Source organism: Nostoc sp. 2RC (assembly GCF_014222165.1).
Taxonomy (GTDB): domain Bacteria; phylum Cyanobacteriota; class Cyanobacteriia; order Cyanobacteriales; family Nostocaceae; genus Nostoc; species Nostoc linckia.
The window spans coordinates 14,277-29,302 of sequence record NZ_JACKZU010000053.1 but is presented as its reverse complement, the minus strand read 5'-3'; the positions used below and the strand labels follow the sequence as shown (position 1 = coordinate 29,302).

At 39.7% G+C, this 15,026-nt stretch carries 9 protein-coding genes; 6 read left to right on the top strand and 3 right to left on the bottom strand.

Going from position 1 to position 15,026, the window contains the following annotated elements; genetic code table 11:
• The first annotated feature begins 1,002 nt into the window (after positions 1-1,002).
• The 5 genes from GNE10_RS08980 (at position 1,003) to GNE10_RS08960 (ending at position 8,921) form a co-directional block, all read left to right on the top strand.
• Positions 1,003-1,524 carry a hypothetical protein gene (locus GNE10_RS08980; protein WP_185564707.1) on the top strand — a complete coding sequence of 174 codons (522 nt, stop codon included), beginning with the start codon at positions 1,003-1,005 and terminating at the stop codon, positions 1,522-1,524.
• A gap of 42 nt (positions 1,525-1,566) precedes the next feature.
• Positions 1,567-3,732 carry an SIR2 family protein gene (locus GNE10_RS08975; protein WP_185564706.1) on the top strand — a complete coding sequence of 722 codons (2,166 nt, stop codon included), beginning with the start codon at positions 1,567-1,569 and terminating at the stop codon, positions 3,730-3,732.
• Positions 3,733-3,761: 29 nt separating this feature from the next.
• The gene (locus GNE10_RS08970) at positions 3,762-7,694 is read left to right on the top strand and encodes an AAA family ATPase (protein WP_185564705.1); all 3,933 of its coding nucleotides are present in this window, start codon (positions 3,762-3,764) and stop codon (positions 7,692-7,694) included.
• A 73-nt stretch (positions 7,695-7,767) separates the two neighbouring features.
• Positions 7,768-7,938: a hypothetical protein gene (locus GNE10_RS08965; protein WP_185564704.1), complete on the top strand. Its 171-nt coding sequence runs from the start codon at positions 7,768-7,770 to the stop codon at positions 7,936-7,938.
• Positions 7,938-8,921, top strand: a complete 984-nt coding sequence (locus GNE10_RS08960) for a tRNA-dependent cyclodipeptide synthase (RefSeq protein ID WP_311774796.1) — start codon at positions 7,938-7,940, stop codon at positions 8,919-8,921. Before GNE10_RS08965 ends, GNE10_RS08960 begins: the two co-directional genes overlap by 1 nt.
• Before the next feature lie 159 nt (positions 8,922-9,080).
• On the opposite strand, the gene GNE10_RS08955 is transcribed toward GNE10_RS08960, so the two are convergent.
• Together GNE10_RS08955 and GNE10_RS08950 are read right to left on the bottom strand one after the other, a co-directional pair.
• Positions 9,081-9,476: an alpha amylase C-terminal domain-containing protein gene (locus tag GNE10_RS08955; RefSeq protein WP_260446843.1), complete on the bottom strand. Its 396-nt coding sequence runs from the start codon at positions 9,474-9,476 to the stop codon at positions 9,081-9,083.
• 339 nt (positions 9,477-9,815) lie between these two features.
• Complete coding sequence (locus GNE10_RS08950) at positions 9,816-12,764, bottom strand: NHLP bacteriocin export ABC transporter permease/ATPase subunit (protein ID WP_185564702.1); 2,949 nt, start codon at positions 12,762-12,764, stop codon at positions 9,816-9,818.
• Positions 12,765-13,242: 478 nt separating this feature from the next.
• Between GNE10_RS08950 and GNE10_RS08945 the strand changes: the two genes are divergently transcribed.
• Positions 13,243-13,848: a hypothetical protein gene (locus GNE10_RS08945; RefSeq protein ID WP_185564699.1), complete on the top strand. Its 606-nt coding sequence runs from the start codon at positions 13,243-13,245 to the stop codon at positions 13,846-13,848.
• Positions 13,849-14,088: 240 nt separating this feature from the next.
• Here the strand turns inward: GNE10_RS08945 and GNE10_RS08940 are convergent, their stop codons facing one another.
• Positions 14,089-14,958 (bottom strand): DUF928 domain-containing protein, encoded by an 870-nt coding sequence (locus tag GNE10_RS08940; protein WP_185564697.1) that lies wholly within the window; start codon positions 14,956-14,958, stop codon positions 14,089-14,091.
• Between the last annotated feature and the right edge of the window lie 68 nt (positions 14,959-15,026).

Here is a 15,026-nt window from a genome sequence, read left to right as displayed (position 1 = left end):
GTTATGGCTGTTGTAATTCAACGACTTCCGCCACATACTCTTCTTGGGCTAAAGCCAAAGTTTGATTTTCAAGTTAGAAGGCAACCCACCCTTAAAAGAGTGGGATTGTAACAAGGAGGTTTTATACCTTGCTGCAAGCAGTCTCAGTATAATTATTTATCTGGACTGTAGCTCAGACCCAGAACTAAAGTTTTGATTGTTACTCCTAACTTTCTGCCTTCTGCCCTGTCTTCGACACGCTGCGCGAACGAACTTCTGCCTTTCTTTGTAAATTGGCATTGATAGCAACTTCTAAATGTGGTATTCCATTATAACCAGCCCAATAAGCGTGACCGCTAAATAGAAGATTGTGGTCAGGATCGTGAGCAATTAATTACTGACAAATTTTCGGAAAAATTTCAATAGATTGACCACAATCAGGGGCATCAATCATAATCGGTAAATGTAAATGCTGGCGGATTTTTGTAATCGCAGTTTTGTAGACATTTTTGAAAGTATTTAATGCAGTAGTAGAATTATTTGTCCAGCGATAGAAAACCAATTCTTTAGCTAAATTGATGATTAGATACTTTTGATATTTTTTAAGTACATTCAAAACAGGTTGAGAACTCCACCAGGGAATTAATTGGGTGTTTAACAGTTTGACATCACTCTCTAAGTTAAGTCCAGCAATAATTATAGTTTTAAATTAGTATAATATTTGCAGCTTTGTATCAGATTTTTACTATTTTTTGGCATACTAAGTACTGAATAACCACAATCCTTAACTATACTACATGATTAATGAGAGCTGGTTATTGATAGCGAAAATGGCACTAACATAAATAAAATTTTCCCTAGTAGCCGTTTTATAACTTTTGACTTAAGTCTTTTGGGGTATGATTTTTACCGCCAAGACTCTTACTTTAGTATTTAAAGGCTACTGTTCGCTATCAAGACTTTATCCCGATGTTTTAAAAAATACTAATTTTTAAGTCTTTGTTAACATTTTTGACAATTTCAATGACCAGCAATATAAATAATAACAATAATGATGAACAATCAGACAGAAAATTATTGCAATTTGAGCTAGATTTACTCAAGCAAGAGTATTTTTTTTTGGAAACAACAATTGAAGACTACAATAAGCAAATTTGGGTAATTAAATCTTTAGGTTTGACAGCAACAGGAACTGTGATTACCTTAATGATTCAGCAACAAGTAAATATCCCCAAAAATACTGACTTTCTTATTTTAGCTATTCCTTTTTTATTCTGGGTTCTCGAAAGCCAATGGAAACACTTTCAAAGAGGATTTTATTATCGAATAGCAGTCATTGAATCTATTTTTACTGAAAATTTTGATTTTCAAAGTCCTCTAATTTATAGTAGTTGGCGGCATTCTTTCCATCGTTCTGCCAAGCCTTACCATGTCAATTATTGGAAAGATGGAGTTTGTAATCTGAGTGTATCTGCCACCTATATCATAGAAATTGTATTACTAACATTACTAATTTTAGTTCGACATAATTTCCTCACCTTTTAAGGCACATAATTCATCCATCTTGAATTCAGAGGAGAAATTTTCATGGCAGAAATGACTTGGCTTCATCTTTCGGATTGGCACCAGAAAGGGAAAGATTTTGACAGGCAAGTTGTACGTGATGCCTTAATTAGGGATATTGAGGAGCGGGAGAAAATCAGTCCAGACTTGGCAAAGATTGATTTTATTATCTTTAGTGGTGATGTGGCTCATGCAGGTAAGAAGGAAGAATATGAAGCTGCACAAGAAAATTTATTCGAGCCTGTGCTTCAAGCAACCGGGTTAACTGCCGAGCGATTGTTTATCGTACCAGGCAACCACGACCTCGATCGCAGTACTTTTGAGTTGCTGCCAGATTCTATTTTAAAGCCTTTTGATTCTGATGTTCAGGTCAAAGATTGGCTGACTAACCAAAAAAAACGCGATCGCCTGCGGGAACCCTTTGAAGCCTATAGAGAATTTGTTACTCAATACACACATCAGCCTCAACCTGACTACAGCAGTATCCGCAGACTATGGATCGATGAAAAGCGAGTTGCCTTACTTGGTCTAAACTCCGCTTTAATGGCTGGACGCAACAAAAACGAAAGCGGATATGTAGATGATTATGGAAAACTAATTATTGGAGAACCCCAATTGTATGATGCCCTGAAACAAATTGCTAGTGATGAGGTGCGGATTGCAGTGCTACATCATCCACTGGAATGGATAGGTGAATTTGAACGCAATCGACTGGGACAACGCCTCCAAAATCAAGATGGGTGTCATTTTCTTCTTTGTGGTCATCAGCATAAATCTGAAGTTTATCAAGTAGCTGGCACAACAGGAAATTGCGTGGTTATTCCTGCTGGCTCTAGCTACGATCGCCGCAACTATCCCAACGGTTACAATTTTGTACACTTGAATTGTGACACTAGGCGAGGAACTGTATATCTGCGCCTGTGGATAGATGATGAAAACTGCTGGTACAAACACACAGCACCTTCCCATGAGGATGGGTATGTCAAGTTTAAACTTCCGCAAAAAGTGATTGCTGCCCCACCACCTGTACCTCCACCTAAGCCAAGTACAAAAATAAAAGTAGAACTGGAAGCCCACTTCAATGAGCTAATTCCCAAAATCAAAAAAGGCTTAGTAGTTCCTTTCTTAGGTGCAGATATTAACTTATGCGATCGCCCACAAGATACAAATCTCATTCACCGAGCATGGGACTGGAACCCTAAAGGTGAATACCCACCTACTAGCGTTGAACTTGCTGCTTACTTAGACCAGAGCCATGAATACTTAAAAACAGTTCGTTGTCCATTGTGCGATACAGAGACTTTGCCCCCTGCATGTCCGATTATGACAGAATTTGTGACTAGACTGGATCTTCAGCATGTGTCGCAATACTTAAATATTCAGGGTGAAAAGACAATTAATCAGGCAATTACAGAAATTGCTAGACATAAATACAAACCTAACCGAATGCATCGGTTTCTAGCTGAACTCCCGCGTCTCATGGATGAGATGGGCTATTCCGCTCGAATTAGGGGTGGAATGGCGAGTGATGCTACCCGTTACCAACTAATAGTAACGACCAATTTTGACAGTACCCTAGAAAATGCCTTTGTGGATGCTAACCAGCCATTTGATTTAGTATCCTATACCGCAGTCGGCGAAAATGACGACAGCCAACTCGTCAAACAGTTTGTGCATCAACAATTTGAACATGAGATTGAGGGAGATAATGAGTCACCAGTACTCCCAAAATGTGAAATCAAACCGATTTTGCCAGGAATCGCTAACGAAAATTTAGACTTTTCGCTCAACGAACGTCCAGTCATCTTAAAACTTTATGGCCCTGCTGATTGGCCAGACCATCCAAGAAGAAGCTTTGCGATCACTGAGGATCATTTTATTGACTATTTGGCTTATGCAGATAGCAAACCTAAAGATATCCTTCCAGGACTTTTGTTAACAAAACTCAAAAGTAGCCATATTTGGTTTTTAGGATATAGCCTACGCTATTGGCATCAGCGTGTTATTTTGCATCGTATTTGGCCCGAAAGAGAAAATAGGAGAACAGAACGATGGTGGGCAGTTCACCCAAAACCCGATGGTTTAGATAAATCCTTCCTTTGGACGGCTAATGGTGTAAACCTCATCAGTGAAACTTCTTTAGAAAATTATCTTGATGAATTGAATGAACGACTGAAAGCAAAGTGGTAAAAATCACAATTTAAAAATAAGAGGAAGTCATGGACTGCGATCGCATTGAGGTTCCTGCACCCTACAAAGGACTAATTCCTTATTCACAAACAGATAAGTTGTTTTTCTTTGGGCGAGAAAAAGAACAACAAATAGTTATTCAAAATTTGCGATCTTCACGGCTAACAGTTGTCTATGGGGCTAGTGGTGTAGGCAAAAGTTCGCTAATGCGGGCGGGTGTTGCTTATCATCTGCGTCAAGCTGCCTTGGAAAACCAGCAAACAACTGGTAAACCTGGGTGGGGTACCATCGTTTTTCCCCCACTAAAGGGCGAATTAGATGATAGTTTGTCTTGGCAAGATCCACTGACAGGAATCAAGAAACAGCTTGAAGCAGAAATCACCAGTCTTTTTAAATCTGAATCGCCAGATGCAATTAAGCAAAAGTTTGAACAAGCGATCGAAGCTATTGCCAAAAATCGAGAAAAACCTTCTTTCACCGATATCTTGAAAGCTTGGATCGAGATTGTTCGCCAAGAAGATGAAAGCGGTAGACTATTTCTTATTCTCGATCAGTTCGAGGACTATTTTGATTTCTTAAATGATAGTGCTAAAGACACCTTCGCTGGGGAATTTTCTCAAGCTGTTAATGATTCTAATTTGAATCTTCATTTACTCATTTCTATTCGTGAAGATGCCCTGGCTAAACTTGACTATTTTAAAGGTCGCATTTTTAGTAACTTATTAGACAATCGTATAGCAATTAAGCATCTGAATAGGCAAGCAGCCGAAGATGCGATTGAGAAACCGATTACTGAATATAACCGACAGCAAACTATCCTTGACCACCTATATAAATCAAAGCTAACTGTACTCTACGGCGACAGCAGTGCAGGTAAGAGTACAATTTTGCGAGATGGTATTGCCTATTATCTGCTCCAAGCAGCACAACAAAATCTCCAAACATCTGGCAAGCCAAAGTTAGCAGTGACCCTATTTAATTCTTGGCATGAAGGCAAACCATTAGATAATTTATTGCTGCATATTAAAAAATCTATTAAAGATATAGTAAGCATCGAAGCTCCTAATGTATATCTACCATTTTCCGAAACTTTACAGGCATGGACAAAGCTCATTGATACAGATGGTCATGGCAAGCTATTTATCATCCTTGACCAGTTTGAGGAATACTCGATCCATTCTCCAGCAAATGAAATAAAATCATTTTTAGATGAGCTTTTACGTGCGCTGAATCATCCCGGACTGAATATTAATTTACTCATTTCTATTCATAAAAATAGTATTCATAAACTTGATATTTTCAAAGAAGATATAGTTAAATCATGCCAAAACTACTTATATGTTTCCTCAATTTCTGTTAAAAAAGAACCAATTATAGATAATTTGAGCCAGCCGACAATTGTTCAAGCGATCGAAGATAAATTAGTCAATATTCAACCAGACTTAGTTACAGCAGTTTTGGATGATATAGCTTTTTTAGAAGCACCATCAGAACAGAGGTTTGAAACTCCTTACCTCCAACTGGTCATGCTTCGTTTATGGAAACAGGAAATGAGAGGCGAATCTCCATCTCGCAGGCTAGAAAAACAAAGCTACATAAACTTAGGCAAAGCAGAGCAAATTGTCCAAGATCATCTCGATCAAAAGCTGGAAGATTTAAAAACTGATTTCAAGATTGATACTTCTTATCGTCTCTTTTACTATTTAGTTACACCATCTGGTGAGAAACTTGCTCTCAAAGCCAAAGATTTATGTGATTACGTCAACGCAGAACCAAACCAAACTGAAAAACTGGAGATAGAAAGGGTTTATAAATGGCTAAATAAACTTAGTCAAGGCGAGGCTAGAATTATCCGCCCACTAGCTGCTGATTACTATGAAATTTTCTTAGATGTTTTGGCTAAAGCAATTTGGAAGCAGCTACAGCGTCAACGCAAAATCAAACAAATTGAGCAGATGGGGAAAGATGCTTTACTACAATTTGAGTCTTCGGAGTTAGAAGCATTACTAACAGTTATGCAAGCTGGGCAAGAGTTACAGAAAAATCGTAAAGAAGGACTGCTACCCAAAGACTTTCATGCTCCCGAATTAAAAACTGCATTGCAGCATATTCTTGACAACATCCAAGAGCAGAATCAATTTCAAGCACACGTAGAATCCATCCATAGTGTCAGTTTTAGCCCGGATGGACAGCAGCTAGCTACTGGCTCAGAAGACGGTACAGCCCGTTTGTGGGACTTGCAAGGCAATCTACAGCAAGAATTTACAGGTCATCAGGACTCGATCTGGAGCCTCGATTTTAGCCCTGATGGTAAGTATCTCGCTACAGGCTCCAGCGACCGTACAGCCCGTTTGTGGGACTTACAGGGCAATCTACAGCAAGAATTTACAGGTCATCAGGGCTGGGTTTTGAGCGTCAGTTTTAGCCCTGATGGGAAGTATCTTGCTATCGGCTCCGCCGACGGTACAGTCCGTCTATGGGACTTACAGGGCAACATAAGGCAAGAATTTACAGGTCATCAGGGCTGGGTCTGGAGTGTTAGTTTTAGTCCACCTGATGGAAAGTACCTTGCTACTGCCTCTTCTGAAGGTCATGTCTATGTGTGGGATTTACAAAATAACTCTTACGATAAATTTCTAGCCAGTAGAGGTACAGTTTATAGCATCAGTTTTAGTCCACCCGATGGAAAGTACTTTGCTACTGCCTCTTCTGAGGGCATTGCTCGCCTATGGGACTTGCAAGGCAAGCTACAGCAAGAATTTACTGGTCATCAGTGTTGGATATATAGCGTCAGTTTCAGTCCCGATGGTCAGCACCTCGCCACTACCTCTGCTGACGGCACATCTCGCCTGTGGGACTTACAGGGCAATCAGTTGGCTGAATTTAAAGATCACAAGGGCTTTGTTTGGAGTGTCAGTTTCAGCCCTGATGGTCAGCACCTCGCTACTAGCTCTGCTGATGGTATAGTTCGTCTGTGGAACTCAAGAAACAAGCATTTAGCCAAATTCAAAGGTCACAAGGGCTGGGTTTGGAGTGTCAGTTTTAGCCCCGATGGTCAGCACCTCGCCACTGGCTCAGAAGATTGTACAGCCCGCCTGTGGGACTTACACGGCAATGCTATTGGTCATCCTTTTCAAGATCATAATAGCCCTATCTTAAGTGTTACTTTCAGCCCCGATGGTCAGCACCTCGCCACTGGCTCAGAAGATTGTACTGCCTGTCTGTGGGACTTACAAGGCAACTTACTACAACAATTCAAAGGTCATAAAGGCTGGGTCTGGAGCGTCGATTTTAGCCCTGATGGGCAGCATCTTGCTACCGCCTCTGTTGATAACACGTCTCGCCTGTGGAATCTGCAAGGCAAATTACTACAAGAATTTAAACACACTAATCCAGTTTGGAGCGTCAGTTTTAGCCCCGATGGACAGATGCTAGCTACTGGTTCTACCGATAGTACTGCCCGCCTGTGGAATTTACAAGGTAAGTTATTACAAGAATTCAAAGGTCATAAGGGCTGGATTTGGAGTGTCAGTTTTAGCCCCGATGGACAAATGCTAGCTACTGGTTCTGCCGATAGTACTGCCCGCCTGTGGGACTTGCAAGGGCAATTAGTACAAGAATTCAAAGGTCACAAGAACTGGATTTGGAGTGTCAGTTTTAGCCCCGATGGACAGATACTAGCTACTAGTTCTGCTGATAGTACTGCCCGCCTGTGGGACTTGCAAGGGAAATTAGTGCAAGAATTCAAAGACTATGAGGGAGGCGTTTATAGTGTTAGTTTTAGCCCAGATGGACAGATGCTAGCCACAACTTCCGTCAATGGAACTGTTCGACTATGGTCAATTGAAAATTTTGAGCGTCTTTTGGCAAGAGGGTGTAATTGGCTCAAGGACTATTTTGCGAATTATTCTCATAATCGAAAAAATTTAAAGGTATGTGACAACACGGATAGTTTTTCCTAGTTTAACTTTTGTTTTTGTTACATAATTTGATATTTAAAGATTTGATTTCTTAATCAATCACCCTTTTTTATTTATGTCTATTCAGCAACTTCAAGAATTCCTCAACTCTCACCAAATTAAATACCAAACAATTCATTATTCGCCTGCTCATACATCGCAAGAACTTACGACATATAAACATACTTTAGGAATGGATTTAATTGAGGCTGTATTAGTGGAAATTGATGAAAAAAAAAAGCTGTAATTCTTTTACCAGCCAATTTACAGGTCAATGTAGGCTCTCTACAAGCAGCTTTAGATACAAAAAAATTTAAATTCCTTAAGCAGGAAGAATTTGAGAATTTATTTCCCTATTGCAAATTTGGTACACTTCCTCCTTTCGGGGAACTTTACAATATGGAGGTTTTTTGGTGGCAAAATTTGGCTAAAAACCAAGAGGTTGCATTTTACGCTTATTCTTATGCTCATTTGGTCAGAATGAACTATACTGAGTTTGAAAAAATAGTCAATCCTCAAAAGGGAATAATATTTTTGACTAGACCAAAATATCGGGTAGAGATTGCAGCAGTTATCCCACAAATTGCTAGGCATGAACTTGACAGATATGAACATTGTTTTTTAGGGATAAGTTTAGAAAGTGAAAATTTTTCAATAGCAAAATTAGTAGGAATGACGGATTGGATTAGTAAACATTTTAAAAAATGCACTATTTTGATTGGTGATAGCATACATAGAATTACTCTACAAATCAATCAAGGTTTAAAAGAAAAACAAGCACTTAACAAGGCACTTATTCAAGGAAGAGAGTACGTAGAAAATGCAAATTATGTTTTTGATAATTACATCAAAACCTGTATTTTTAATGTAATCTTTTGCTCAGAAATACAACAATCAGAAGATTATTTTAAGTATTACGAACAATTACAGAATCTCATTAGAAAAGATGAGAAATTTGCCAATTCAGTTAAATCTTCTGTGAAGGAGTTTGTACTTCGTCATTTTGAACAAAATACTGAAAATTTTGATTTTTATGTGGAATTGTCATCTAAGTATTTACTCGAAGAATTAGCGCTTTTTACCTGTCTTATTAAATACGACTTATCAATAATGATTTATCCAGGCTCTTTATTAAAGATTTTTGAAGAAATTGCCGAAGGTCACTATGCTGGTGTTCCCGATAGCCTAAAAAAAATAGTCCATGTTTCTTTACATCTCAAAAGTAGATAATGTTTTAGCATAATAGGCTGACTATACTGTCAAAAACTTTATTGCTAAGAGGGTCTTTGAAAAGTGATGAAATTGAACCTGTACACGAAGCAATTTTCCATGAACGTTCCTATAGGTTTCGTCCCGGTCGCTCGACTCATGATGCCCAGAAAAACGATATTATGTGCTTTGCCGTTGGAAAATAACAAATCCGTTTGCTGGGACTATGGGATTAATATATCCGTTAGTTACAAAGATATTAGATCCAAAGTTGCCTATACTATCTCCTCCGTAGAGTGAAGCATCACTATTAAATATCTCGCGCCATTGACCATCTCCAATTCCGAAATTATTAATGGTGTACCCTGAGGAGAAAAGCTGATTATTCAAACTAGCGACAACTAAAAATTCTTCAGTTACATCCCAACGTCTGAAAGCAATAACTCGGTTAGCATTGTGAACATAGAGAATATCAATCAAATGCGATCGCAGTTCGGAATGGTTGCGCCGCAGCTGAATTAGGTCTTCGTAAAATGGGAATAATCTTTGACCATTAGTTAAGCGATAGCCTAGCAAATCTTCTCGGTTATTTATAAAATCAATGTATATAAGTCACCGAATTCTATTACGAAGACAAGGCTTTTGGAATCGCATTTAACTAATACTGATCTACTATAGGAATCCTATTTGATTTTTGAACAAAATTCCGTACACTTTAATTTTTTATAACCCTGTTGCCTATTCCCTATTGCCTCTTGCCTGCCTATACAGATCAGTTCATTAATCAAATCGGACTGCTATATAAACTAGCGATCGCCTGACTCAATGGTTGCCACTGGTTATTAGACACGCGCCCGGTTTACTGTGGGATTTTGCCTCGCAGAGTGTAAAATCACACCTGTCGCCCCTTGAAATTTATAGCTTTTGCCGCATCATTAGTTGAGCGAATGGCCCTTGCTGATTGACTAGTCGCTCAAAACTACCCTGCTGTACAACCCGACCATTCTGAAGTACATAGATACGGTCAGCATTGTGGATTGTACTGAGTCTGTGAGCAATGACTATGCGCGTTACCTTTAGTCGGTCAAGGCTTTCACTAACAATAGCCTGGGTTTTGTTATCTAAGGCACTGGTAGCCTCATCAAATAGTAAAATTCGTGGTTTCAATACTAATGCCCTAGCAATTAACAGCCTTTGCCGTTGTCCGCCAGAGATATTACCACCTCCTTCACTGACAACAGTGTGCATACCCATTGGCATAGCTTGGATATCATCTGCTAAACCCGCCATCCGCGCGGCTTCCCATGCTTCATCAATTGTGACTAAAGCACCACTGGCAATGTTTTCAAAGATAGAAGCTGACATTAATCGGCTATTTTGCAATACAACACCTATCTGTCGGCGCACAGCATGAATATCCAGTCCTGTCAACTCCTGTCCATCATAGTAAATACTGCCAGATTCCGGAGTCTCAAATCCGAGTAATAACCGAAACAAAGTTGATTTCCCACTGCCAGAAGTCCCCACCAGAGCAATAAATTCCCCAGGTTCAGCCTGAATACTTACATCATTTAAGATTAAGGGTCTATCATCGTGGTAACGAAAAACTGCATGGTCTACAACAATTCTGCCGGATAACCTGCCGGGATCTGCTTTACTATTATTAACTTCTGGTTCGGCTTGCAAAATTGGCTGGGCACGCTTCCACAAAGGTATGACTTTCAGAACATCGACAACGGTTGTACTCAAGCTGGTTGCACCGCTAATAAAGGTACCAAAAGCAGAGTTGAAGGCCAGGAAAGTACCAATGGATAGTGCTTGAGTTCCCGTTTGCTGGCTCTGCTGTAGTAATGTGGCAGTAAACCAGAAAAGCACGCCAGATGTGAATATGGGCAAGACTTTATTGCAGACGTTGAGAACGTCTTCAATCGCTTGGGTACTCAACACTAATTTTATTTGCTGGCTATACTGTTTACCCCAGTAGGCAAAAGCGCGTTCTTCAGCTCCTGCAACTCGCAATTTGGCAACCCCGTTGATTAACTGCACCATCACGCCAAAGATTTGTCCTTGTTGCTCCAATAAGGGACGAACCTTGCCCAGGGTAAGCATACCAGAGAAGAAAGTCAGGGCAATATTTACAACAGCTGCAATAATAGCGATCGCGGTTAACGAACCGTTGTAGTAAATTAACAATCCCAAGTTTAAAAAGGCAAACACGCCAGAGAAAATAGTTTTGAGAACTGTACCGCTGAGTATGGAGCGAATCTCACTGATGCTAGAAACCCTAGATTCTAAATCGCCAATAGAATACTGATTAAAAAAAGATACACTTAGCTTCAATAGCCTGTCCCACACCGCAGCTTGAGTGGATGAGTCGGCAAAAGTTTCTAGTCTCATGAGGGCAAGCCCTTGAGCTAGTTGAAAAATTGTACCTCCAAAAGCTGTTGCACAAAGACCTAAAGCGATTTGTAACAATAATCCGCGATCGCTATCGGGAACGGCGTTATCTATGATAATAGCAGTAGCTTGGGGCGTTACCATCCCTAATAATGAAACAGCTATTGCGCTTAACAGGATGATAACTAAATCTTTATAATGACCTTGTAGTGCAAATAGAAGTATATCCCAGGTTTTGAGGTTTTTATCGGGCAAAGGTCGATAAAATACATAAGCAGTGGTGCAGAGTGTAGCAGCACTTTGTTCGTCTACAAAAGTGCGAGTCTGCTTGAGGGGATGGAAAATCTCATAACGGTTGCCCCTTGCACCATTCTTCACTGGTAACAGAGCCACCGGAGTCTCGTCTTCTAAAGTGTATCCCAGCATCGGGCCGCAATCACTTTTCCACCAATTCCCGATTAGATGCAAGCGACGCATCCGAATTCGTGAAGCACGGGCGATAGCATCTATTGGGTGTTTCAGGCGTTTGAGGTCTTCTGAGCGAGATGGAGGGCGAATCGCAATGCCTAAAGCACGTCCCACTGCTCCTGCTGCAACTAACAGAGCTTGGTCTGAGGAATTACCGCCATGTATTATCTGTGAAGAAGTGACTGTTTCCTGCGGTTGCAACACAGATGACAGTTCGTCTAACGTTTCATTCATCACCTGACGCTTCAGGTGTTCTCTTTGCCGACACCTCTCGATTTCTTGCTGGATTTCTTCCTCACAGAGCAAGTTAATTATTTGTAGGAAATTCATTTGCAATTGAGCCAGACTAACCATTAAAGTGTCTGCTTCTTGAATCTCTTCGGCAGGAAAAGTTTCTAATTCTAATATGCCCTTTGCCTGCAACCACATATCAGCACTCACAGGTAACAGACCAGACGCAGAATCAAAAATTAGTTCGGCAAATCCCATTAAATTGGCATAGCCTCTTTGGATTCGTACCCAAGATATGCTGCCTTGTTCTGGTCGGAATATCTCGCCATTAGCTAAGGAGAAGAACTGAGTTCCTGGCTTTGAAATTTTGAAGTTACGATTAGGTTCGCAAGCTACAGCCGAACTTAGTTGATATATCCAACGCTCTACCAAATCCACTGCATCAGCTTGTTTGTCTGGGAACATAGACTCAAAATCTTTGCGAGAGATTTTGAGGAGTTCTGTTTCTTCAAGGGACACTGCTAAAATTTGCAGCTGCTTGCTTTGAAACTCAGATGCTATTGAAAACATCGCTTCTGCGGATTTGACATTAAATAGGTAACGCCGTTTTCCTTCTGGATTACCATTGTTAACCGCAATGGCAAATAGCGACATGGAACCCGATCGCACTATCCAAACTGTCTCTGGGTCATCTAATAGTAAAGGTTGATTACCTTTAAATCGATAGTACTCTCCTGGCAAATCCGGAATTTTGTTTTCAATAAGCATCTTTTTAACCTACTAAAAAGTTATGCAAAGATGTTTCTAAACAAATACAAGACTATCTTGCATTTGTTTTGACTCTTTGATGTTGGTTATATGCTTTATTGGGAAGACCTGGGTTGATTTATGCTTTTGAGCTAAGTGCAAACATTTACCGCTTAGTTATTTTTTACTCATTGTTTTTTTTTTACATTTACACGTATAAGTAGAAATGAAGGTGTAATTGTGCTGGGATTAACAGCAGTAATTTCTGAATAACGAGCAAAATCACTGAGATTAAATGTCATACCAATTTGAAAAAAGAATGCGACAGATGGTAAATATAGACAGAAGTAGCATTCAGGGTATGTGATGGCAGGGGTAACGCATATCGAGATTGAAGAAAGTGTTGAGGAACTAGAGGAGTTGCTGAGACATCAAAAAGAGTCTCACCTCAAAGAACGGATACAAGAGCTATGGTAAGAGTCTCTAGGAGGGAAATTAGATGACTAAAATATTACAACCAGGACAAAGCTACACTTTTAGTAATTACTTCCAAATGTCTTTTCCAATAGAAGAGATATTAAAAGAGCTTAACTACAATTATATTAGTCAAAAATTAGAATTACCTGTTGTTGAGAACCTTCCAAGTAGCTTTGAGCAGTTAAATACAACTATCAACAGAAATCTGCGGCTAACTAGTTTGTTGACGGAGGATGCTAGGAAACAAGCGGCGATCGCTCCTATATTATTTGAAGTCTGCGATTATTACCAAACTAAACTGAACATAGAGTATCCGGTGAATGCTGGTGAATACTTAAAAGGGACATTAGACTACTACATCAAAAACAGCAAACAACTGTTGATAGTGGAAGCTAAAAATGCTGACTTGACTAGAGGTTTTACTCAATTAGCTGTAGAATTGATAGCATTGGCACAAATTAATGAGTCGGAAGCAACCAAAATTTATGGGGCTGTAACAATTGGTAATATCTGGAAATTTGGTTTTCTCCAGCAGCAAGAAAATTTAATTTATGAGGATTTAAACTTGTACATAGTGCCAGAGCAGTTAGAAATATTGTTCAAAATATTGCTAGGGCTGCTGGGGTGAATTTAATCTTTTTACACAAAAATCGACAAAGAATGATTAATAAAGCCCTGAAACGACCTATGCATAGAAACTCACACCATGATTATAGGACTTACGCAAAAACTCTCTTAAACTCTCATTCCTCTGTGAACTCTGTGCCTCTGTGGTTCGTTTTCCGTTGGCTGTGCGTAAGTCCTAGATTAATTTGTACAGTGTGTAAGTCCTACTAATTTCCCAGACTTGATATCATAACACCCAGCTTCAAAAAGTAACCTGAGTGCGTAAGTCCTCTATTGGAGTACAGCACTGTGTAATGGTTTCGCTGGCAACGTCTTCCAAGCCAACGGACTTTAACAGGTCTTGCCAGTCAGAAGCTAGGGCGGTATCTTTTGGTTTAGCAAGGCGGAGTTCGCTTAAAAGTGTTAGTGCGTCTTGCCAAATGCCCGCTTGAGCATAAAGGGCGACACGTTCTTGTGGTGTTGCTGTTCCTAAGCGACGAACTAAATCGGGGTTCGGTTCTATTCGTTGTACTAACCCTTCGACAGCAATATCTTCTGATTCTTCAGAGGAGGTTTGTGATTTGCAATCAACTAAGAAGTACCAATGATAATATTTACCAATTTCTAATGGTTTTTCTGTTGTGGGAACGCGGACGCTAATTACTCCGGGCGTTCCTGATAACTTAATTAACAGAGGCTCTTTGCTGATGGAATTATTATTTTCATCTAGTACTACAAACTTGACAACATCAATATCTTTAATTTGGTAAGGAACGTAAAACCAAAAGGTAGGATATTCAGCAGTTGTTAACCCCAAAACAAATTTTGATAAGGGTTTGTCTGTAGTTGTTTGTTGCTTTAAACTCAAAGTTCTTGGTATCAAGGGTACTAATGCAGTTAGAGGTTTGCTGACATTTGGACAATCACCACGCGTTCCTGCTCCTTGGCGATCGCCTGGCGCACCCCGGTTTTCTGGTTCTTTTTCTAAAGTTGGCTCAATAAAGCGGATTTTAGTACTATTCGAGTTATTGTTAGGTGGTTGTTGAGATTGTGCGGGTTGTGTAAAACCAACTACTATAAAAGTAAGACTAAACACTAATATCTGCGGAAATCGAAAATTTATTCTAGTCATAATCGAGTTTAGTTAAGTAGTTGGAAAAAATTAAATTCATTCGTGGAGAAAGGGAACAGGGAACAGGG

What these genes read in the sequence shown, in the direction of transcription:
- GNE10_RS08980 (WP_185564707.1), top strand. Translation starts at nt 1,003, where the DNA reads ATGACCAGCAATATAAATAATAACAATAATGATGAACAATCAGACAGA.
- GNE10_RS08975 (WP_185564706.1), top strand. Translation starts at nt 1,567, where the DNA reads ATGGCAGAAATGACTTGGCTTCATCTTTCGGATTGGCACCAGAAAGGG.
- GNE10_RS08970 (WP_185564705.1), top strand. Translation starts at nt 3,762, where the DNA reads ATGGACTGCGATCGCATTGAGGTTCCTGCACCCTACAAAGGACTAATT.
- GNE10_RS08965 (WP_185564704.1), top strand. Translation starts at nt 7,768, where the DNA reads ATGTCTATTCAGCAACTTCAAGAATTCCTCAACTCTCACCAAATTAAA.
- GNE10_RS08950 (WP_185564702.1), bottom strand. Translation starts at nt 12,764, where the DNA reads ATGCTTATTGAAAACAAAATTCCGGATTTGCCAGGAGAGTACTATCGA.
- GNE10_RS08945 (WP_185564699.1), top strand. Translation starts at nt 13,243, where the DNA reads ATGACTAAAATATTACAACCAGGACAAAGCTACACTTTTAGTAATTAC.
- GNE10_RS08940 (WP_185564697.1), bottom strand. Translation starts at nt 14,958, where the DNA reads ATGACTAGAATAAATTTTCGATTTCCGCAGATATTAGTGTTTAGTCTT.